The sequence below is a fragment of the Cupriavidus sp. 96C5-1 genome (assembly GCF_057798855.1).
In genome coordinates this window covers 183,005-203,850 of sequence record NZ_JBYOJU010000004.1, presented here as the reverse complement: position 1 = coordinate 203,850, position 20,846 = coordinate 183,005, and the positions used below count along the sequence as shown (strand labels likewise).

Here is a 20,846-nt window from a genome sequence, read left to right as displayed (position 1 = left end):
AATTCAGCATGAGTCTCAAACAAGACGGTGCGGCGGCGCAAGCCCCCGCACCTGCCGGCGATTCTCCCGCCGCGCGCGCCGACTGGCTGCGTGCCGAGCTGGAACGCCATAATTATCAGTATTACGTGCTCGACGCGCCTTCGGTTCCCGATGCGGAATACGACGCGCTGTTCCGCGAGTTGCAGGATATCGAGGCGGCCCATCCCGACTTGCTGACCCCGGAGTCGCCCACCCAGCGCGTGGGCGGGCAGCCGCTGTCGGCCTTCGACACGGTGCGCCACGCCATGCCGATGCTGTCGCTCAACAATGGCTTCGAAGACGACGACGTGCTGTCCTTTGACCGCCGCTGTGCCCAGGGCCTGGGCCGCGCCGCGCCGGCGGCGGAGGGCACGGCCGACCTGTTCAGCGCCGCCGAGGCGGTGGAATATGCCTGCGAACTGAAGTTCGACGGCCTTGCCATGTCCTTGCGCTACGAGGGTGGACGGCTGGTGCAGGCAGCGACCCGCGGCGACGGCGAAACCGGCGAGGACGTGACCGCCAACGTGCGCACCATCAAGGCCATTCCGCTGCGCCTGCGCGGCGATGCGGCAGCCTTGCCCGCGGTGCTGGAAGTGCGCGGCGAAGTCTTCATGTACCGCCGCGATTTCGACAAGCTCAACGCCCGGCAGGCCGAGGCCGAGGAGAAGACCTTCGTCAATCCGCGCAACGCGGCCGCCGGCAGCCTGCGCCAGCTGGATCCGCGCATCACCGCGAAGCGTCCCCTGTCGTTCTTCGCCTACGGGCTGGGCGAACTCCAGGGCGCGGCGCGCCCCGGGACGCACAGCGCCATGCTCGACTGGTTTGCCGGGCTGGGCATGCCGGTCTGCGCCGAGCGCGAAGTGGTGCGCGGCGCCCAGGGCCTGCTGGATTTCTACCGTGCGGTCGGCGAGCGTCGCGCCGCATTGCCGTACGACATCGATGGCGTGGTGTACAAGGTCAACGCGCTGGCCGAGCAGGAGCGGCTTGGCTTTGTCTCGCGCGCGCCGCGCTTCGCCCTGGCGCACAAGTTCCCGGCCCAGGAAATGACCACCGTGGTGGAGGATATCGAGGTGCAGGTCGGCCGTACCGGCGCCATCACGCCGGTGGCGCGGCTGGCGCCGGTGTTCGTGGGCGGCGTCACCGTGACCAACGCCACGCTGCACAACGAGGACGAGGTCCGCCGCAAGGACGTGCATATCGGCGATACCGTGATCGTGCGGCGCGCCGGCGATGTGATCCCGGAAGTGGTGGCGGTGGTGCTGGAGCGCCGGCCGGCCGATGCGCGCGCCTTTGTCATGCCCACGGCGTGCCCGGTGTGCGGTTCGCATATCGAGAAGCTCGAGGGCGAGGTGATCGCGCGCTGCACCGGCGGCCTGATCTGCGCGGCCCAGCGCAAACAGGCGCTGCTGCATTTCGCGCAGCGCCGCGCCATGGATATCGAAGGCCTGGGCGACAAGGTGGTCGAGCAACTGGTCGACCAGGGCATCGTGCACACGCCGGCCGATCTCTACAAGCTCGGCATCGCCAAGCTGGCGGCGCTGGAGCGGATGGCCGACAAGTCGGCCACCAACCTGGTGGCGGCCATCGAAGCCTCGCGCGCGACCACGCTCAACCGCTTTGTCTTCGCGCTCGGCATCCGCCATGTTGGCGAGGCGACCGCGAAGGACCTTGCCCGGCATTTCGGCAAGCTCGATGGGCTGATGGCTGCCGACGAGGCCGCCTTGCTCGAAGTCAACGATGTCGGGCCGGTGGTGGCGCAATCGATCGCCAACTTCCTCGCAGAGCCGCACAATGTGGAAGTCATCGAGCAGTTGCGGGCCGCCGGTGTGCACTGGCAGGAGAGCGAGCCAGCGGCGCGCGCCGCGCCGGCGCCGCTGGCCGGCAAGACCTTCGTGCTGACCGGCACGCTGCCCACGCTCTCGCGCGAGGACGCCAAGGAGCGGCTGGAAGCAGCGGGGGCAAAGGTGGCCGGCTCGGTATCGAAGAAGACCGATTATGTGGTGGCTGGCGCGGAAGCCGGCAGCAAACTGGACAAGGCGGAGGCGCTCGGCGTGCCCGTCATCGACGAGGCCGCCATGCTGGCTTTGCTGGCCGAGGCTCAAACCGGAGATCAATCATGATCCGCGATATTCTCAAGATGGGCGACCCGCGCCTGCTGCAGGTGGCGCGTCCCGTCACGCGTTTCAACACGCCCGAGCTGCGCATCCTGATCGACGATATGTTCGACACCATGGATCATGCCAACGGCGCCGGCCTGGCCGCGCCGCAGATCGGCGTGGACCTGCAGGTGGTGATCTTCGGCTTCGATCGCAACCCGCGCTATCCGGACGCGCCCACCGTACCCAAGACCGTGCTGATCAACCCGGAACTGACGCCGCTGTCCGAAGACCAGGAAGAAGGCTGGGAAGGCTGCCTGTCGGTGCCGGGGCTGCGCGGCGTGGTGCCGCGCTACACGCGCCTGAAGTACACCGGCTTCGACATGATGGGATCGCGCATCGAACGCGTGGCCGAGGATTTTCATGCGCGCGTGGTGCAGCATGAGTGCGATCACCTGCAGGGGATTCTCTACCCCATGCGGGTACGCGACTTTACGCGCTTCGGCTTCACCGAGGTACTGTTTCCCGAGCTGCCGCCCAACAGCGACGATTGACGACGGCTGGCGCCTTGCGCCCACGCGCAGCGTGAAGGGAGACAGAACATGCAGATATTTCGCCTCGCGCTTTGCGCGGGAGTCGCGCTGGCCATGGCCGCCCAGTTCGGCTGCGCGGCGCCCGGCGCGGATGGCAGCGCGGGGAGTGGCGGGGCAGCGGGCCAGCCCGTCGCCGCCGCGGCCGTGCACTGGCAGCGCGTGCATCTTGGCAGCGGTGCGCAGGCCTACGATTTCCCGGTCTATGCCAACCACCCGCTGGATGGCGACCTGCGCGGCATTCGCGAGGTGATCTTCGTCCAGCACGGGCTGCGGCGCAACGGCGACGATTACTATGCGGCCGGCGCCGCCTTGCTCAGGCAATCCAGGCGCAATCCCGACGAGGTACTGCTGCTGGCGCCGAATTTTCCCGGTACGCCGGACCAGGGCAAGGGCTTCGGCAATATGCCGATGTGGACCGTGCAAGGCTGGATGGGTGGGGAGAATGCGGTTAATGCGCCGTACTCGGTGAGCTCGCTCCAGGTGCTCGACGATCTGGTCGGTATGGTGACCGACAAGGCCCGCTTTCCCGCCGTAACCCGGGTGACGCTGGCGGGCCATTCGGGCGGCGCACAGCTCGTGCATCGCTACGCGGTACTGAACAATGCCGACGAGCGCATCCGTGCGCGCGGCATCGACCTGCGCTATGCGGTGGCGAATCCTTCGTCCTATCTGTACTTCACGCCGGAGCGTCCGCGCGGCAAGGGCTTCGCACCCTATGACACGGCGCTTTGTGCCGATTACGACAAATACCGCTACGGCATGGGCGACATGGTTCCCTATGCGCGAGGCATGACGGGGGATGTCCTGTTCCGCCGCTACCTCCAGCGCCAGGTGACTTACCTGGTGGGCTCGGACGACAACGATCCCAATCATCGCGTGCTCGACAAGTCCTGCGGTGCCGAAGCCGAGGGGCCGACCCGGCTGGAGCGCGCGCGCGGCTACCTGCGCTACGAACGCCATCTTGCCGGCCGGCTTGGCAGGCAGCGCCCGCCGATCCATCACCGCGCGTTTGAGGTGGCCGGGGTCGGGCATAGCCAGGAACGGATGTTTGGCTCGCAATGCGGCGCCAGGGCGGTATTCGGCCTGCCGGAGACGGCCAATGCGGATGGAGCTGCCTGTCGCGCGCCGCAACTGTAAAAGGCAGGTAGGGTAGAACGGTAGAGCGGTAGAGCGGATTGCGGGCGATGGCTTTTCTGGAGCCAGTCATGCGGGACGCTGGCTCCGGCCATTGAACCAGCGGTAGTGGTTGAACGCCGAGGCCGGGGCGTATCGAAGGGTGTGCGCGCTGGCGGCCAAGGGGGCCGCCAGCGTCAGGACATGATGCTCAGAACTTCTCGAACGGCCCGAGGAAGCGCCACTGGCCTACCGGCAGGTCGCCCAGCACGATACGGCCCATGCGCACGCGTTTCAGGCCCACGACCTTGAGTCCGACCTGTTCGCACATCCGGCGGATCTGGCGCTTCTTGCCCTCGCGCAGGACGAAGCGCAGCTGCTCCTCGTTCTGCCAGCTGACCTTGGCGGGCTTGAGCGCCTCGCCGTCCAGCGACAGGCCATGACGCAGCTTCTCGATCAGTTCCACCGGGAATACGTTCGAGATGTCACGCTCGACCAGGCCTTCCGGCGATTCCCAGCTCACCCGCACCAGGTATTCCTTCTCCACGGTGGAGTCTTCGCCGATCAGGTGGCGTGCGACACGGCCGTCCTGGGTCAGCACCAGCAGGCCGGTGGAATCGATATCGAGCCGGCCGGCGGGGGCCAGGCTCTTGCGCTGCCACGGCGCAAAACGCTTGTGGGTGGGGTCCTGCTCCCACTGGTTCTCCGGTGCGAACAGGACCGCGGCCGGCTCGTAGCCGTCCTCGGCCTGGCCCGATACATAGCCAACCGGCTTGTGCAGCAGCACGGTCACGCGTTCGCCCTGCTCGGAGCGGGCGGCCTGGTGAATCTCGATGTTCGCCTCCGGGCTGATGCGGGAGCCGAGCTCGGTCACGGGCTGGCCATCCACCAGCACCCAGCCGCGCGGAATCCATTCATCGGCTTCGCGGCGCGAGCACAGTCCCAGTTCCGACATGCGCTTGGACAAGCGTACCAGGCCGTCGGAGCTGGGTTGGGGCGCCTGCTGCCGGGCGGGAGCGGCGCGCTCGAGGCGTGCGCCCTGGAAATCGCGCTGGCCTCCCTCGCCCGATCGGCGGGGACGGTCCTGGCCTTCGCCGGGGCCGGCGCGGCGCGGGCGGTCGTTGCCTTCGCCGGCAAAGCGGCGCGGACGATCCTGGCCTTCGCCAGGGTTGAAACGGCGCGGGCGGTCGTTGCCTTCGCCGGCAAAGCGGCGCGGACGATCCTGACCTTCGCCGGGGGCAAAGCGGCGCGGACGATCCTGACCTTCGCCGGGGGCGAAGCGGCGCGGACGATCCTGACCTTCGCCCGGGTTGAAACGGCGCGGGCGGTCGTCGCCCTCGCCGGCAAAGCGGCGCGGACGATCCTGGCCTTCGCCGGGGGCAAAGCGGCGAGGGCGGTCGTCGCCTTCGCCGGCAAAGCGGCGGGGGCGGTCCTGACCCTCACCGGGGGCGAAGCGGCGAGGGCGGTTATCGCCGTCGCTGGCAAAACGGCGGGGGCGGTCCTGACCTTCGCCCGGGTTGAAACTGCGCGGGCGGTCATCGCCGTCGCCGGCAAAGCGGCGTGGGCGGTCCTGACCTTCGCCCGGGTTGAAGCGGCGCGGGCGGTCGTTGCCCTCGCCGGCAAAGCGGCGCGGACGATCCTGGCCTTCGCCAGGGTTGAAACGGCGAGGGCGCTCGTCGCCTTCGCCGGCAAAGCGGCGTGGGCGGTCCTGACCTTCGCCCGGGTTGAAGCGGCGCGGACGATCCTGGCCTTCGCCAGGGTTGAAACGGCGAGGGCGGTCATCGCCTTCGCCGGCAAAGCGGCGTGGACGGTCCTGACCTTCGCCCGGGCCGAAACGGCGCGGGCGATCCTGGCCTTCGGTGCGCGGGCCGCGTGGCGGGCGCTGGCCGCCGTCATCTGCCTTCTTGCGCGAGCGTTCGCCGCCACCGGCGCGTTCCTGTGCCTGCTTGATGCCGTCGACCACGGCGCGCACGCGGCCGCGGTTCAGGTCGGATACCCGCACCGGCCGGGTGGCGGCGGGTTTGCGGGCATTGCCCTCGGGCGTGGCCTTGATGCCCAGCGTCTTGCGCTTGGGCGAATTGCTATCGGTCATATCTTCTATGTGGGGCGTCCGGCTCAGATGGCCAGCGCCGCCAGCAGGTCCTGTTCAAGCTGTAACTGCAGTTTGTTATCCGAGGCGAGGCGGCTGCCATCGACCAGGAAAACGTCTTCCACCCGTTCGCCGAGCGTATTGATGCGGGCGGTATGCACCGAGATGCGATGTTTGGCCAGTACGCGGGAAATCGCGTACAGCAGGCCGGTGCGGTCGTTGGCCGAGAGCGACAGCAGGTAGTACTGCCCGCGCTCGTCGGCGCGCAGGTCGACCCGCGGTTTGATGGGGAAGCTGCGCGACTGGCGCGACAGCCGGCCCTGGGCGGGTTCCGGCAGCGCGGCCTGCTGCTGCAGGCGCTCCGCCAGTTCGTGCTCGACCAGCGCAATGATGTCGCGGTAGTTGCCGCTGGCATCGCTGCCGATCCTCGGGTCGGTGACCTGGAAGGTATCGAGCGCGTAACCGTGCCGGGTGGTGTGGATCTTGGCTTCCTGGATGGAGAAGCTCTTGCGTTCGAAATAGCCGCAGATGCGGGCGAACACGTCGGACTGGTCCTTGACGTAGACCGCCACCTGCAGGCCTTCGCCGGCGGGCGACAGGCGCGCCTTGACCACCGGCGTGGGACTGTCCACCCTGTTGTACAGATGGCGCGTCAGCCAGGCGATATCGCGCGCATCGTGGCGCAGGAAGAAGGCGACGTCGAGCTGGGCCCACAGCGGCTTGCCCAGTTCCGGGTCGAATGCCTTGAGCCGCAGCTGGGCGATGGTGTCGTCCTTGCGCTGCGCCCACAGCGAATGCGGATCAACGCGGGCGCCGCCCAGCACGCGCAGCGTGATGCGGTAGAGGTCCTCCAGCAGCTTGCCCTTCCAGGCGTTCCAGACCTTGGGGCTGGTGCCGCGGATGTCGGCCACGGTCAGCAGGTAGAGCGCGGTCAGGTAGCGCTCGCTGCCGACCACGCGGGCAAAGGCATGGACCACATCCGCATCGGTCAGGTCCTGCTTCTGCGCCACATGGCTCATGGTCAGGTGGTGCTCGACCAGCCAGGCGATCAGGTCGGTATCCTCGCGGGCAATGCCGTGCTGCTTGCAGAAGCGGCGCGCATCGGCGGTGCCGAGCTTGGAGTGGTCGCCGCCGCGGCCCTTGGCGATGTCATGGAACAGCGCCGCCACCCACAGCACCCAGGGGCGGTCGAAGGTGGCCATCAGCTGGCTGCAGAAGGGGAACTCGTGGGTGTGCTCGACGATGGCGAAGCGGCGCATATTGCGCACCACCATCAGGATATGCTGGTCCACCGTGTAGACGTGGAACAGGTCGTGCTGCATCTGCCCGACGATGCGGCGGAAATTGATCAGGTAGCGGCCCAGCACGCTGGTCTGGTTCATCAGCCGCAGCGCGTGCGTGATGCCTTGCGGCTCCTGCACGATGGCGAGGAACAGGCGGCGGTTCTCCGGGTCGCTGCGCCAGCGGGCGTCCATCATCGTGCGGGCGTTGTACAGGCCGCGCAGCGTGCGTGGCGACAGGCCCTTGACGCCGGGGGTGCGCTCGTACACCAGGAAGGTTTCCAGGATGGCGTGCGGCTCGCGTTCGTAGAGATCGTCGCTGGTGATCTCGAGCATGCCCTGGCGTTCCACGAAGCGCTCGTTGATGACGCGCGTCACCTTGGATTCGCTGGGGAACAGCATGGCCTCGATATTGAGCAGCAGCACGATATTGAGCTGCGTGACCGCCTTGGCCGCCCAGTAGTAGCGGCGCATCAGCTGCTCGCTGGCGCGCTTGTTGTTGTTCTGGCGATAGCCGAAGGCTTCGGCCAGCGCGGTTTGCAGGTCGAACACCAGCACGTCCTGGCGGCGTCCGGCCACCAGATGCAGGCGTGCGCGGATGGTCTTGAGCAGGCGCTCGTTGCGCGCCAGCTCCTGCGCTTCACGCTCGCTCAGCAGGCCGCGTTCGAACAGTTCCTTCCAGCTGTCCCCCAGGCCTGCCGCCTTGGTCATCCACAGGATCACCTGCAGGTCGCGCAGGCCGCCAGGGCTTTCCTTGCTGTTCGGTTCGAGCGAGTAGGGCGTGTCCTGGTACTTGGCGTGGCGCTGGCGCATCTCCAGAAGCTTGGCCTGGAAGAAGGCGCGCGGGTCCAGGTCGGCCTGGTAGCGGGTCTGCAGTTCGGCAAACAGCTTGCGGTTGCCGGTCAGCAGGCGCGCTTCGAGCAGGGAGGTCTGGATGGTGACGTCCTGGCGCGATTCGCGGATGCAGTCGTCGACCGTGCGCACTGCGGAGCCGATTTCAAGCCCAAGGTCCCAGCACAGGCCGATGAACTTCTCCAGCCGCCCGGTGGTGTCCTGGTCGGGCTCCGTCGGCAGCAGGAGCAGCACGTCCACATCGGAAAACGGGAACAGTTCCCCGCGTCCGTAGCCGCCCACGGCCACCAGTGCGCACGCCGCCGGCAGGCCCAGGCCGCGCCATGCGTCGACCAGCGCGGCATCCACCGCGCGCCGCAGGCGCGTAAGCAGGTGGCCGACATGGCCGTGGGCGCTGAACTCTGCGAACAGGGATTGCTTGTCCGCTTTCAGCTGGTCACGTACTCGGGTGGCGAGGATGATTTCCGGCGTGGCGTCCATGGCTTGGGCGTGGGACATCGATGGGACGGCTGAAATAAGAAGGGCGCCAACTATGGCGCCCGTAGCGTCAGGCTGCGACAGAATCGGTGATGAAGGACGGGGGCGCCTGCGTGCCCTCCGAGACGGTGAGGACGTCGTAGCCGGTCTCGGTGACCAGGATGGTGTGCTCCCATTGCGCCGACAGGCTGCGGTCGCGCGTCTTGACCGTCCAGTGGTCGGGCATGGTGCGGATGTCGCGCTTGCCGGCGTTGATCATCGGCTCGATCGTGAAGATCATGCCGGCCTGGATCTCCGTGCCGGTGCCGGGGCGGCCGTAATGCAGGATCTGCGGATCTTCGTGGAAGTTCTTGCCGATGCCATGGCCGCAGTACTCGCGCACCACGCTGTAGCCGGCGGCTTCCGCGTGCACCTGGATCACGTGGCCGATATCGCCGAGGCGGGCACCTGGGCGCACCTGGGCGATGCCCTTCCACATGCATTCGAAGGTGATCTGCGCCAGGCGCTTGGCCAGGATCGAACCCTCGCCGACGATGAACATGCGGCTGGTGTCGCCGTAATAACCTTCCTTGGTGATCACGGTGATGTCGAGATTGACTGCGTCGCCGGACTTGAGCACGCGCTCGCCCGGGATGCCGTGGCAGATCACATCGTTGACCGAGGTGCAGATCGCGCCGGGGAAGGGCGGGTAGCCCGGGGGCGCGTAATTCAGCGGTGCCGGCACCGTGCCTTGCACGTCACGCATATAGGCGTGGCACAGGCGGTCGAGCTCGCCGGTAGTGATGCCCGGCTTGACGAAGGGCGTGATGTAGTCGAGAACCTGGGAGGCCAGCCGGCAAGCTACCCGCATTTGGGCGATGTCGTCGGCGTTCTTGATATGGATGCTCATGCTGCTCGCAAAAAGTGGCGGCGAAGCCACTGGCTGCGCCTCTATTCGAATCTGAAAGCGGGATTATCGCACCATCGGGCCTCAGCCGCAGTCAAAACCGGGTTGCGTCGCGTCCATGCGGGTGTCAAGGTCATGTGGTGCGGTGTGCGCCGCCTCCGCCGGCACGGGCATGATGGCGCCTGTCCTTCCCATGATAGTCAGCCTCTTGAGCGGATGCGTGTTTTGTTGCTACAATCGTGGGCTGGCCTTCTCTTGGCTGCCTTGTCGGCGCCGGGCGGGTCAGGTTTTTACCGGACAAGCGCTTGTGCGTTTGGCCGCATTCTTGAAATCGCGAGTCCGTCCATCCGGGGTGTTCCTTTTAAGGAATGTCGGGGCGGACTTCAGACCTAACCCTTTTGGAGAATTCCATGTCCGTTACCATGCGCGAAATGCTGGAAGCCGGTTGCCACTTCGGTCACCAAACCCGCTTCTGGAACCCCAAGATGGCTCCGTTCATCTTCGGCCATCGCAACAAGATCCATATTATCAACCTCGAAAAGACGTTGCCGATGTTCCAGGACGCGCTGAAGTACGTGCGTCAACTGGCAGCAAACCGCGGCACCGTGCTGTTCGTGGGCACCAAGCGCCAATCGCGCGAGATCCTGGCTGAAGAAGCAGGCCGTGCCGGCATGCCTTACGTCGACGCCCGCTGGCTCGGCGGCATGCTGACCAACTTCAAGACCGTGAAGATCTCGATCAAGCGCCTGAAGGACATGGAAGCCGCCAAGGAAGCCGGCGCGCTGGAAACCATGAGCAAGAAGGAAGCCCTGATGTTCGAGCGCGAAATGGACAAGCTGCAAAAGTCCATCGGCGGCATCAAGGACATGGGCGGCGTGCCTGACGCCATCTTCGTGGTCGACGTCGGCTACCACAAGATTGCCGTGACCGAAGCCAACAAGCTGGGCGTGCCCGTGATCGGCGTGGTCGATACCAACCACTCGCCGGAAGGCATCGATTACGTGATCCCCGGCAACGACGACTCGAGCAAGGCGGTTGCCCTGTACGTGCGCGGCGTGGCCGACGCGATCCTGGAAGGCCGTGCAAACGCCGTGCAGGACGTGGTTGAAGCCGCTCGCGGCGGCGACGATTTCGTCGAAGTCGAAGAAGCCTAAAGGCTTGTTGCCGAAAGGACCCCGCACCGCGCGCATCGCAAGCTGACAAATTTCCGCTAGCCAACCGGCCCCCAGGGCCGGGGCACTGCGCGCAGCCGGGGCGTTCCGGCAAACAAGGGGGCGAATCTTACGCCCCCTTTTTTTGAATTGTTGTCATCCGCCGCAGGCATGATCTGTCGCGGGTGAAGTTGAGCATACCTCCGGCCCCAGGCCCGCCACACCCACGCGGGCAGGCCGGTGCGAACCATTCAAGGAGTGACAAATGGCGGCAATTACCGCAAGCATGGTGGCAGAACTGCGCGCGAAGACCGACGCGCCGATGATGGAGTGCAAGAAAGCCCTGACCGAGGCCGATGGCGACCTGGAAAAGGCTGAAGAGCTGCTGCGCGTCAAGCTGGGCAACAAGGCCAGCAAGGCCGCTTCGCGCGTGACGGCTGAAGGCGTGGTGGTGTCCTACATCGACGGCACCACCGGCGCGCTGGTGGAACTGAACTGTGAAACCGACTTCGTGTCGAAGAACGACGACTTCCTGGCGTTCTCGGCCAAGGTCGCCGAACTGGTCGCCAAGCAGAACCCGGCCGACGTGGCCGCTCTGTCGGCGCTGGAAATCGACGGCGTGTCCGTCGAAGCCACCCGTACCGCCCTGATCGGCAAGATCGGCGAGAACCTGGCGATCCGCCGCTTCGTGCGCTACGCGAACGGCGGCAAGCTGGCTGCCTACCTGCACGGCACCCGCATCGGCGTGATGGTCGAGTTCGACGGCGACGAAACCGCCGCCAAGGACGTGGCCATGCACGTTGCCGCGATGAAGCCGGTGTCGCTGTCGGCTGCCGACGTGCCCGCCGAGCTGATCGCCAAGGAGCGCAGCATCGCCGAGCAAAAGGCTGCCGAATCGGGCAAGCCGGCCGAAATCGTCGCCAAGATGGTGGACGGTTCGGTGCAGAAGTACCTGAAGGAAGTATCGCTGTTCAACCAGAGCTTCGTGAAGAACGACAAGCAGACCGTCGAGCAGATGCTCAAGGCCGTCAACACCACGGTCAAGGGTTTCACCCTGTACGTGGTCGGCGAAGGCATCGAGAAGAAGCAGGACGACTTCGCCGCCGAAGTGGCCGCCCAGGTGGCAGCCGCCCAGAAGGCCTGAAGTCCGGGCGGACCAGGGGGCACCCGGCAGGGTGCCACACCGGCCGCCGTATAATGCCGAGGGGCACCGGGAGGTGCCCCTCGGCACAAATGAATGACCGCGCCGCGCTTACCCGCGCCGCACGGTCATCATAGCCCGTTTCCGCAGTCGTCCGACCTGCCGTGCGCCTCATCGTGCGGGACAGGCCACAGCGAAAACCGGCTTTTCCAGCGGCGGCACGCCGATCCGTGCCGCTTGCATCCAAATACCGGCTCCAACGAGCAACTCGAATCAGCCCCGGGGATCAATATGCCAGCTTATAAGCGCGTCCTACTGAAATTGTCCGGTGAAGCCCTGATGGGCGATGATGCCTTCGGCATCAACCGCTCCACCATCGAGGGCATGGTCAACGACATTGCCGAGATCGTGAAGCTCGGCGTCCAGGTCGCGGTGGTGATCGGTGGCGGCAACATTTTCCGCGGCGTGGCCGGCGGGGCAGCGGGCATGGACCGCGCCACGGCTGACTACATGGGCATGCTGGCCACCATGATGAACGCGCTGGCGCTGCAGGATGCGATGCGCCACGCCAATATCGAAGGCCGGGTGCAGTCCGCCCTGCGCATGGACCAGGTGGTCGAGCCGTACATCCGCCCGCGCGCCATTCGCCAGCTGGAGGAGGGCAAGGTGGTGATCTTCGCCGCCGGCACCGGCAATCCTTTCTTCACCACCGACACCGCAGCCGCCCTGCGCGGCGCGGAAATCGGCGCGGAGATCGTGCTCAAGGCGACCAAGGTCGACGGCGTCTATACCGCCGATCCCAAGAAGGATCCGAGCGCGACGCGTTACACCACCATCTCCTTCGATGAGGCCATCTCGCGCAACCTGCAGGTGATGGATGCCACCGCGTTTGCCCTGTGCCGCGACCAGAAGCTGCCGATCAAGGTGTTCTCGATCGTCAAGCCGAGCGCGCTGAAGCGCGTGATCCTGGGCGAGGACGAAGGTACGCTGGTGCACGTGTAACTGGCCAGGCCGGCGCGCGCGCCGGTTCGCCCTGGCGGGTCCGAGGCTCGCCAGGGCGGGAGCCAGGAGCCGGGACGCGGCCCGCAAGGGTGGCAGGCGGGCCGGCAAAGAGTAGAATGATTCATTTTCGATCCCGGCGTCCGGGATCATGATTACCCGTTTTCCGGAGGTAAAGATGAGCGTCGCCGACACCAAGAAGAGCGTCGAGCAGAAGATGCAAAAGACCATTGAAGCGTTCAAGGCCGATCTGGCCAAGATTCGCACTGGTCGCGCCCATACGGGTCTGCTCGATCATGTCCAGGTAGATTACTACGGCTCGCCGGTACCGGTCAGCCAGGTGGCCAACATCGGCCTGGCCGATGCGCGCACCATTACTGTGCAGCCGTGGGAAAAGAAGATGGTCAGCGCGGTCGAAAAGGCCATCCGCGATGCGGATCTGGGCCTGAATCCGTCGACCATGGGCGAAATCATCCGCGTGCCGATGCCGATGCTGACCGAGGAGCGCCGCAAGGAGCTGGCAAAGGTTGTCAAGGGCGAGGCCGAAGGCGCCAAGATCGCCGTGCGCAACCTGCGCCGCGATGCCAACGAACAGTTCAAGAAGCTGGTCAAGGACAAGGCGATTTCCGAGGATGACGAGCGCCGCGGCCAGGACGACGTCCAGAAGCTGACCGACAAGTTCGTTGCCGAGATCGACAGGATGGTTGCTGAGAAGGACAAGGAGATCATGACGGTGTGACGCAAAGAGCGGCGGCTTGCCAGTCGCCGCAGTGTCCGGTACCGTTTCCCATCATGCATCACATCAGTTCCACGCTCGGCGTACCCGAATCCACCTACGTGCCCCGTCACGTTGCCATCATCATGGATGGCAACGGCCGCTGGGCGACCCAGCGGCACCTGCCGCGCGTTGCCGGCCACAGCCGTGGCCTGGACGCAGTCCGGGCGGTGGTGGAGGCCTGCGCGGCGCGGGGTGTCCAGTACCTGACCCTGTTCGCCTTCAGTTCCGAGAACTGGCGCCGCCCGGCCGATGAGGTTTCCTTCCTGATGCGGCTGTTCATGACCGCCTTGCGCCGCGAGGTGGTCAAGATGCATGCCAACAACATCCGGGTCAGGGTGGTTGGCGACCTGGCGCGCTTCAGTCCGCGCATCCAGCAGCTGATCACCGATGCCGAGGCCCGCACCGCCGGCAATACTGGCCTGACCGTGACCATCGCAGCCAACTACGGCGGCCGCTGGGACCTGCTGCAGGCCATGCGCAAGATGCTGGCGCGCTCGCCCATGCTCGACCCCGAAGCGGTCGACGAATCCGTGCTCGCCCCGCACCTGGCCATGGCCTATGCGCCCGAGCCGGACCTGTTCATCCGTACCGGCGGCGAGCAGCGCATCAGCAATTTCCTGCTGTGGCAGCTCGCGTACTCCGAGCTTTATTTCACCGAGGTGTTCTGGCCGGATTTCAACGCCGCCGAACTCGACAAGGCGTTTGCTTCCTATCGGCAGCGCGAGCGCCGTTTTGGCCGTACCAGCGCGCAGGTGGTGGCGCCGTCCGGGCTCTCCGGCACTGCCTGAAGCCGTCTTCCACTTCTCACCGGGATCCCCGCAGCGCATGCTTCTTACCCGTGTCATTACCGCCGTATGCCTGTTGCTGCTGATCCTGCCGATCCTGTTCCTGGCGCCGCCGTCGGCGCTGGCGGGACTGGTAGCGGTCATCGTCGTCCTGGCCGGCTGGGAGTTCGGCCGGTTGATCGGGCTGCGCGGGCCCTGGCCATATGTCTATGCGCTGGCCTGCCTGGCCGCCCTGATCGCCTGGCATGCGGTACCGCAGCAGCACGCGCTGACGTTGCTGATGCAGGTCGGCGCGGCCTGCTGGGGCGTCGCGCTGGTGCTGCTGGCGCGGGGCGTGCGCCGCGCCACGCCGGCGTTCACGCTGCTGGGCGCCATTCTCGGCTTGTTCATGCTGCCGGCCTTCGGTCACGCCACCCTGATCCTGCGCGAACTGGGCATTGGTGTACTGTTGTCGGTGGCGGTGCTGGTCTGGGCGGCCGATATCGGCGCCTACTTCGTCGGCAAGGCCATCGGGCGGCGCAAGCTTGCCCCCGCCATCAGCCCGGGCAAGTCCTGGGAAGGTGCCATCGGCGGCTGGCTGCTGGTCCTGCTGATCGCCCTCGGGCTGGCCGCCAGCCGTGCCTTTTCCCCGACCTGGTTCTCCCGCATGGGCGACCACAATGGCCTGGCGGTCGTGGCGGTGCTGGCCACCGCGCTGGTGATCGCCAGCGTGGTGGGCGACCTGTTCGAGTCGCTGCTCAAGCGGCAGGTCGGCATGAAGGACAGCAGCCGGCTGTTGCCCGGCCATGGCGGCGTACTCGATCGTATCGATGCGTTGCTGCCGGTATTTCCGCTGGCTGCCTTGCTGGCCATCTATCTTTGAGTTGATCTGATATGCGTCGTATTACCGTCCTGGGTGCCACCGGCTCGATTGGGGAAAGTACGCTCGATGTGGTCAAGCGCCACCCCGGGCGCTACGCCGTCCATGCGCTGACGGCGCACCGGCAGGTCGACAAGCTGGCGGCGCTGTGCCGCGAGTTCCGGCCGGCCCATGCCGTGGTAGGCACCGCCGAGGCGGCGGGCGAGCTGGAAGCCTTGCTGAAGGCCGCTGGCGTCAAGACCGAGATCGGCTACGGGGAGGCCGCACTGGAAGCGGTGGCGGTCGATCCCGCTGCCGATTCGGTGATGGCCGCGATCGTCGGCGCCGCCGGGCTGCGGCCCACGCTCGCCGCGGCGCGCGCGGGCAAGCGCGTGCTGCTGGCCAACAAGGAAGCGCTGGTGATGTCGGGCCGCATCTTCATGGATGCCGTGCGCGAGCACGGCGCCACGCTGCTGCCGATCGACAGCGAGCACAATGCCATCTTCCAGTGCCTGCCGCCCGAGGATCCGCGTTACCGCGCCGGCGTGGCCAAGATCGTGCTGACGGCCTCCGGCGGCCCGTTCAGGACCCGCGACCCGGCCACCCTGCACGATATTTCGCCCGATGAGGCCTGCGCCCACCCCAACTGGGTGATGGGCCGGAAGATTTCGGTCGACTCCGCCACCATGATGAACAAGGGGCTGGAGGTGATCGAGGCGCACTGGCTGTTCGCCGCGCCGGCAGACCGCATCGAGGTGCTGATCCATCCGCAGAGCATCGTGCATTCGATGGTGGCGTATGCCGACGGTTCTGTGCTGGCCCAACTCGGCAATCCCGATATGCGCACGCCGATTGCCTACGGGCTGGCGTATCCCGAGCGTACCCATGCCGGTGTCTCGCCGCTGGACCTGGCGCGCGCCGGCGCGCTTACCTTCGAGACGCCGGACCTGGAACGCTTTCCCTGCCTGGGCCTTGCCTTCGATGCCTTGCGGGCGGGCGGGGTGGCTCCGGCTATCCTGAACGCCGCCAACGAGGTCGCGGTCGACGCGTTCCTGCAAGGCCGGGTCCGTTTTACCGACATCGCGCGCATCGTGGCGGGCGTGCTGGAGCAGGCCTCGGAAGGCAGCGCCGATACGCTGGACGGCGTGCTGGCCGCCGACCGGGACGCGCGCCGCCGTGCCGGCGCCTTGCTGGATAGCGCGGCTTCGTGCTGAAGCCGGCGGGGGCGCGGCCGGGATCGGCGACAATAGCGGCGTGCCGGCATCTGCCGGGCCGCCGGTTGCCGGGATCCGATACCCGGCGTGTCCTTTGTGCCATCGGGCGACAAGCCCCTGACGACAAGCTCCAGCCATGCAAACCGTAATCGCTTTCGTCGCTGCCCTGTGCATCCTGATCTATTTCCATGAGATGGGTCACTATCTGGCCGCGCGCCTGTGCGGGGTCAAGGTGTTGCGTTTTTCGATCGGCTTCGGCCGGCCGCTGCTGCGCTGGGTATCCAAGGGGCGCGACCGCACCGAGTGGACCATTGCCGCGATTCCGCTCGGCGGCTACGTCAAGATGCTGGACGAGCGCGAAAGCGACCCGGCGCATGACGCGCCGATCGATCCCGCGGACTTGCCGCGCGCCTTCAACCGGCAGCCGGTGGGCAAGCGTTTCGTGATCGTGGCCGCAGGCCCGGTGGCCAACTTCGTGCTGGCGGTGGTGCTGTATTTCGTGTTGTTTGCCGGTGGCATGCGCGAGGCGGCACCGATCGTGGCGGCGCCAGCCGCGGACACCGTGGCGGCCCAGGCCGGCTTGCGCGAAGGCGATCGCGTTCTCGAACTCCAGGCCAATGGCGAAACCGAGCCGGTGCGCTCATGGAGCGATCTGCGCATGGCCATTTTTGCCCAGGGTTTCGGCGACGCCAGCGCGGTATTGCGCGTGCGCGGCACCGATGGCGCCGAACGCGACGTGCGGCTGCCGCACCTGCCCAACACGGGCGGCAATCCCGAGCAGGATCCGCTTGCGCTGCTGGGGCTGGCCCTCAAGGGCGGTCCGGTCACCATTACCGAAGTGTTGCCGGAGTCGGCGGCACAGCATGCCGGCCTGCGCCCGGGGGACCGCGTGGTGAGCTGGCAGGGGCGCCCGCTGACGCAGGCCGGGGAGCTGATCCGGGCGGTCAGGGCGCAGCCCGGCGCCGAGGTCATGCTTGGCATCGAACGTGACGGCCGGCGCCTGGATGTGCCGGTCAAGCTCGATGCCGTGCCCGCCGCGGAGGGCGCCAGCGCGCCGGCAGCCGGCACCGGCAAGCTGGGTGCCGCGCTAAGCCAGGCGGTCGAGATGGAGACGGTGCGCTACCAGCCGGTCGAGGCGCTGACGCGCTCGCTCGGGCAGGTCTGGAGCACCAGCGCGCTCTCCCTCAAGCTGCTCGGCAAGATGCTGGTGGGGCAGGCGTCGCTGCAGAACCTGAGCGGTCCGCTGACGGTGGCGGACTACGCGGGGCGCGCCGCGCACCTGGGCTGGCAGCCCTTCATCGGCTTCCTGGCGCTGGTCAGTGTCAGCCTTGGTGTGTTGAATTTGTTACCTATTCCGGTATTGGATGGGGGGCATTTGCTGTATTATTGCGTTGAATTTTTGACTGGCAGGCCCGTACCAGACCACTGGCAGGCTGTGCTGCAGAAGGTCGGCATCGCCTGCGTCTTGCTCCTGACTTCGCTCGCCTTGTTCAACGACGTCAGCCGGCTGTTCCTTCCGCGCGGCTAGACGCTAGAGAAATGTTGTCGGCTGCGGCGGGATGGTGTCACCGACACCTCGCGCCGGATGCCGGGCCAAGGCGCAGCCCCGTGAAGCATCGGAGCCCAATCCTGCATGGAATCAAAGAGGGGATCAAGATTGATCAGACATAAGCGCATCTCGCTGGGCGTGCTGGCGAGTGCCATCATCGCGGCCTGGACCCCAGTGAGTTGGGCCGCGGAGCCATTCGTCGTCAAGGACATTCGTGTCGAAGGCCTGCAGCGTGTCGAACCGGGTACGGTGTTCGGCTACCTGCCGGTCAAGGTCGGCGAGACCTTCAGCGACGACAAGGGGGCCGACGCCATTCGTGCCCTGTATAACACCGGCTTCTTCAAGGATGTCCAGATCCGTTCCGAGGATGGCGTGCTGGTGGTCCAGGTCGAAGAGCGGCCTGCCATTTCCCAGCTCGAATTCGTCGGTATCAAGGAATTCGACAAGGACACCCTGCGCCGTTCGCTGCGCGCGGTAGGCGTGGCCGAAGCCCGGTACTACGACAAGGCGCTGATCGACAAGGCAGAGCAGGAACTCAAGCGCCAGTACGTGGCGCGTGGCTACTATGCCGCCGACGTCCAGACCACGATCACGCCGGTCGACCGCAACCGCGTGTCGGTGGTGTTCAATGTCGACGAAGGCCCGGTGGCCAAGATCCGCCAGATCAATATCGTCGGCAACAAGACGTTCAAGGAAAGCACGCTGCGCGATGAAATGCAGCTGTCGACGCCGAACTGGCTGTCCTGGTACACCAAGAACGACCTGTATTCCAAGCAGAAGCTCACCGCCGACCTGGAAGCGCTGCGCTCGTTCTACCTGAATCGCGGATACCTCGAGTTCGCCATCGAATCGACCCAGGTGTCGATCACGCCGGACAAGAAGGATATCTACCTGACGCTGAACATCAAGGAAGGCGATCAGTACAAGGTCTCCGATATCCGCCTGGCCGGCGAGCTGCTCGGCAAGCAGGCCGAGATGGAAAAGCTGCTCAAGCTGCAGAAGGGCGAGGTCTTCTCGTCCGAGAAGCTGACCCAGAGCACCAAGGCCATCACCGACCTGCTGGGCACCTATGGCTACGCGTTCACGGCGATCAATCCGCAGCCGCAGATCGACAAGGAAAAGCGCGAAGTCGCGCTGACCCTGATGGTCGACCCGGGCCGCCGCGTGTATGTCCGCCGCGTCAACGTGGTGGGCAACAGCAAGACCCGCGACGAAGTCGTGCGGCGCGAAATGCGCCAGATGGAAAGCTCGTGGTTCGACAGTGAAAAGCTGACGCAATCGCAAGCGCGTATCAACCGTACCGGTTACTTCACCGACACCAACATCACCACCGAGGATGTGCCCGGCGCACCCGACCAGGTCGATGTGAATGTCAACGTGACCGAAAAGCCGACCGGGCAGATCAGCCTGGGCCTGGGCTTCTCGTCCACCGACAAGCTGGTGCTGCAGGCTGGCCTGCGCCAGGACAACGTGTTTGGTTCGGGCACCAGCCTGGGCCTGGACGTCAACACCGCGAAGTCCTTCCGCACCATCTCGCTGACGCAATACGATCCGTACTTCACGGTGGACGGCATCAGCCGCTCGACCGATATTTACTATCGTACGTCGCGGCCGCTGTATTACACCGGCGACCAGAACTACAAGATCGTTTCCGAGGGCGGTAACGTCAAGTTTGGCGTGCCGTTCACCGAAACCGATACCGTCTTCTTCGGCATCGGCTACGAGCGCACCCAGGTCTATACCTCGGTGAACACGCCGCAGCAGTACGGCCAGTGGCTGAGCAAGATCGGCAAGGCGAGTGGCGACCCGATCAATAACATCCCGTTCACGATCGGCTGGGCCCGCGACCGCCGCGACAGCGCGCTGGTCCCGACCAAGGGGCCCTACACGCAGGCCAACCTGGAAGTGGGCGTGCCCGGCGGCGATACGCAGTACTATCGCGCCAGTGTTCAGCAGCAATACTTCTACCCGGTGTCGAAGGCCTTTACGCTGGCCTTCAACGGTGAAGTGGCCTACGGTCACGGCTATGGCAACACCCCGTTCCCGGTGTTCAAGAACTTCTACGCAGGTGGTATCGGCTCGGTTCGCGGCTACCAGACCAGCACGCTGGGCAAGAAGGACCAGAACGGCAACCCGGTCGGCGGCGCCTCGAAGCTGATCGGCAACGTGGAATTCATCTTCCCGCTGCCGGGCTCGGGCGTGGACCGGACCCTGCGCCTGTTCACCTTCTTCGACTTTGGTAATGTGTATGAGGAAGGCGCGCCGATCCTGTTCAGCCAGCTCAAGTATTCGACCGGCCTGGGCATGTCCTGGCTCTCGCCGATCGGTCCGCTGAAGATCAGCGTGGGCTTCCCGCTGAAGAAGGCGACCGACGACAAGACGCAGCGCTTCCAGTTCCAGATCGGTACTGCGTTCTGATATAGAGCATAGAGAAGAGAAGATTGAGGAAGGGATTCATGAAAACAACGTTTCCACTGATTAAAGGCCTGACGGTCGCCGCGCTGAGCGCGGGCGCACTGTTGGCCGCCGCGCCGGCCATGGCGCAGGAAGCCCGCATTGCCGCGGTCAACTCCGAGCGCATCCTGCGTGACTCGCAGCCGGCCAAGGCGGCGCAGGTCAAGCTGGAGCAGGAGTTCTCCAAGCGCGACCGCGAACTGCAGGACATGGCCCAGAAGATCAAGGGCATGGCCGACAAGCTCGACAAGGACACCGCCGTGCTGGCCGACGCCGACCGTCAGCGCCGTCAGCGCGAAGTGGCCGATCTGGATCGCGAGTTCCAGCGCAAGCAGCGCGAGTTCCGGGAAGACCTGAACCAGCGCCGCAACGAGGAACTGGCCCAGGTGCTCGAGCGTGCCAACCGCGTGATCCGCCAGCTGGCCGAGCAGCGCAAGTACGACCTGATCGTGCAGGAAGCTGTCTATGTGAACCCGCGCATCGACATCACCGACGACGTGATGAAGTCGCTGAACGCCGGCAGCAAGTAAGCT

At 65.9% G+C, this 20,846-nt stretch carries 16 protein-coding genes; 13 read left to right on the top strand and 3 right to left on the bottom strand.

Translation table 11 applies throughout. The features are described 5' to 3' along the window. Positions 1-8: 8 nt before the first annotated feature. From ligA to AC3FOF_RS07580, 3 genes are read left to right on the top strand one after another with little or no spacing between them, the layout of a single operon-like run. Complete coding sequence (gene ligA / locus AC3FOF_RS07590; protein WP_017225444.1) at positions 9-2,138, top strand: NAD-dependent DNA ligase LigA; 2,130 nt, start codon at positions 9-11, stop codon at positions 2,136-2,138. Further along, positions 2,135-2,668, top strand: coding sequence for a peptide deformylase (gene def / locus AC3FOF_RS07585; protein ID WP_017225445.1), 534 nt, complete (start codon positions 2,135-2,137; stop codon positions 2,666-2,668). Before ligA ends, def begins: the two co-directional genes overlap by 4 nt. A 48-nt stretch (positions 2,669-2,716) precedes the next feature. Next, positions 2,717-3,844, top strand: a complete 1,128-nt coding sequence (locus tag AC3FOF_RS07580; protein WP_488726208.1) for a hypothetical protein — start codon at positions 2,717-2,719, stop codon at positions 3,842-3,844. A gap of 187 nt (positions 3,845-4,031) precedes the next feature. Here the strand turns inward: AC3FOF_RS07580 and AC3FOF_RS07575 are convergent, their stop codons facing one another. The 3 genes from AC3FOF_RS07575 to map form a co-directional block, all read right to left on the bottom strand. Beyond that, positions 4,032-5,912, bottom strand: coding sequence for a pseudouridine synthase (locus tag AC3FOF_RS07575; protein WP_488726207.1), 1,881 nt, complete (start codon positions 5,910-5,912; stop codon positions 4,032-4,034). Between the two features lie 23 nt (positions 5,913-5,935). Then, positions 5,936-8,521 (bottom strand): [protein-PII] uridylyltransferase, encoded by a 2,586-nt coding sequence (locus AC3FOF_RS07570; protein ID WP_488726300.1) that lies wholly within the window; start codon positions 8,519-8,521, stop codon positions 5,936-5,938. A 67-nt stretch (positions 8,522-8,588) separates the two neighbouring features. Continuing rightward, a complete protein-coding gene (gene map, locus AC3FOF_RS07565; protein ID WP_017228768.1) occupies positions 8,589-9,407 on the bottom strand; it encodes a type I methionyl aminopeptidase in 819 nt (272 codons plus the stop codon). Between the two features lie 407 nt (positions 9,408-9,814). On the opposite strand from map, the gene rpsB reads away from it, so the two are divergent. The 10 genes from rpsB (at position 9,815) to AC3FOF_RS07515 (ending at position 20,843) form a co-directional block, all read left to right on the top strand. Then, entirely contained in the window at positions 9,815-10,558 is a 744-nt protein-coding gene (rpsB, locus tag AC3FOF_RS07560) for a 30S ribosomal protein S2 (RefSeq protein WP_017228767.1), read from the top strand. A 262-nt stretch (positions 10,559-10,820) separates the two neighbouring features. After that, positions 10,821-11,699 (top strand): translation elongation factor Ts, encoded by an 879-nt coding sequence (gene tsf / locus AC3FOF_RS07555; protein ID WP_017228766.1) that lies wholly within the window; start codon positions 10,821-10,823, stop codon positions 11,697-11,699. Between the two features lie 288 nt (positions 11,700-11,987). Beyond that, positions 11,988-12,698: a UMP kinase gene (pyrH, locus tag AC3FOF_RS07550; RefSeq protein WP_035814253.1), complete on the top strand. Its 711-nt coding sequence runs from the start codon at positions 11,988-11,990 to the stop codon at positions 12,696-12,698. Positions 12,699-12,873: 175 nt separating this feature from the next. Then, positions 12,874-13,434, top strand: coding sequence for a ribosome recycling factor (frr, locus tag AC3FOF_RS07545; protein ID WP_488726206.1), 561 nt, complete (start codon positions 12,874-12,876; stop codon positions 13,432-13,434). Between the two features lie 53 nt (positions 13,435-13,487). Continuing rightward, positions 13,488-14,261: an undecaprenyl pyrophosphate synthase gene (gene uppS / locus AC3FOF_RS07540; RefSeq protein ID WP_488726299.1), complete on the top strand. Its 774-nt coding sequence runs from the start codon at positions 13,488-13,490 to the stop codon at positions 14,259-14,261. Between the two features lie 37 nt (positions 14,262-14,298). Beyond that, entirely contained in the window at positions 14,299-15,120 is an 822-nt protein-coding gene (locus AC3FOF_RS07535) for a phosphatidate cytidylyltransferase (protein ID WP_276266942.1), read from the top strand. An 11-nt stretch (positions 15,121-15,131) separates the two neighbouring features. Further along, complete coding sequence (gene ispC, locus AC3FOF_RS07530) at positions 15,132-16,310, top strand: 1-deoxy-D-xylulose-5-phosphate reductoisomerase (protein ID WP_488726205.1); 1,179 nt, start codon at positions 15,132-15,134, stop codon at positions 16,308-16,310. Between the two features lie 136 nt (positions 16,311-16,446). Beyond that, positions 16,447-17,838, top strand: coding sequence for an RIP metalloprotease RseP (gene rseP, locus AC3FOF_RS07525; RefSeq protein WP_488726204.1), 1,392 nt, complete (start codon positions 16,447-16,449; stop codon positions 17,836-17,838). A 105-nt stretch (positions 17,839-17,943) separates the two neighbouring features. Further along, positions 17,944-20,277: an outer membrane protein assembly factor BamA gene (gene bamA, locus AC3FOF_RS07520; protein ID WP_488726203.1), complete on the top strand. Its 2,334-nt coding sequence runs from the start codon at positions 17,944-17,946 to the stop codon at positions 20,275-20,277. 38 nt (positions 20,278-20,315) lie between these two features. After that, complete coding sequence (locus tag AC3FOF_RS07515; RefSeq protein WP_017223961.1) at positions 20,316-20,843, top strand: OmpH/Skp family outer membrane protein; 528 nt, start codon at positions 20,316-20,318, stop codon at positions 20,841-20,843. Positions 20,844-20,846 lie beyond the last annotated feature (3 nt).

Bases quoted from the DNA above. Each gene is read 5' to 3' on its own strand.
- tsf (WP_017228766.1), top strand. From the start codon at position 10,821: ATGGCGGCAATTACCGCAAGCATGGTGGCAGAACTGCGCGCGAAGACC.
- pyrH (WP_035814253.1), top strand. From the start codon at position 11,988: ATGCCAGCTTATAAGCGCGTCCTACTGAAATTGTCCGGTGAAGCCCTG.
- uppS (WP_488726299.1), top strand. From the start codon at position 13,488: ATGCATCACATCAGTTCCACGCTCGGCGTACCCGAATCCACCTACGTG.
- ispC (WP_488726205.1), top strand. From the start codon at position 15,132: ATGCGTCGTATTACCGTCCTGGGTGCCACCGGCTCGATTGGGGAAAGT.
- frr (WP_488726206.1), top strand. From the start codon at position 12,874: ATGAGCGTCGCCGACACCAAGAAGAGCGTCGAGCAGAAGATGCAAAAG.
- bamA (WP_488726203.1), top strand. From the start codon at position 17,944: ATGGAATCAAAGAGGGGATCAAGATTGATCAGACATAAGCGCATCTCG.
- AC3FOF_RS07580 (WP_488726208.1), top strand. From the start codon at position 2,717: ATGCAGATATTTCGCCTCGCGCTTTGCGCGGGAGTCGCGCTGGCCATG.
- map (WP_017228768.1), bottom strand. From the start codon at position 9,407: ATGAGCATCCATATCAAGAACGCCGACGACATCGCCCAAATGCGGGTA.
- rpsB (WP_017228767.1), top strand. From the start codon at position 9,815: ATGTCCGTTACCATGCGCGAAATGCTGGAAGCCGGTTGCCACTTCGGT.
- AC3FOF_RS07535 (WP_276266942.1), top strand. From the start codon at position 14,299: ATGCTTCTTACCCGTGTCATTACCGCCGTATGCCTGTTGCTGCTGATC.
- AC3FOF_RS07515 (WP_017223961.1), top strand. From the start codon at position 20,316: ATGAAAACAACGTTTCCACTGATTAAAGGCCTGACGGTCGCCGCGCTG.
- AC3FOF_RS07570 (WP_488726300.1), bottom strand. From the start codon at position 8,521: ATGGACGCCACGCCGGAAATCATCCTCGCCACCCGAGTACGTGACCAG.
- rseP (WP_488726204.1), top strand. From the start codon at position 16,447: ATGCAAACCGTAATCGCTTTCGTCGCTGCCCTGTGCATCCTGATCTAT.
- def (WP_017225445.1), top strand. From the start codon at position 2,135: ATGATCCGCGATATTCTCAAGATGGGCGACCCGCGCCTGCTGCAGGTG.
- ligA (WP_017225444.1), top strand. From the start codon at position 9: ATGAGTCTCAAACAAGACGGTGCGGCGGCGCAAGCCCCCGCACCTGCC.
- AC3FOF_RS07575 (WP_488726207.1), bottom strand. From the start codon at position 5,912: ATGACCGATAGCAATTCGCCCAAGCGCAAGACGCTGGGCATCAAGGCC.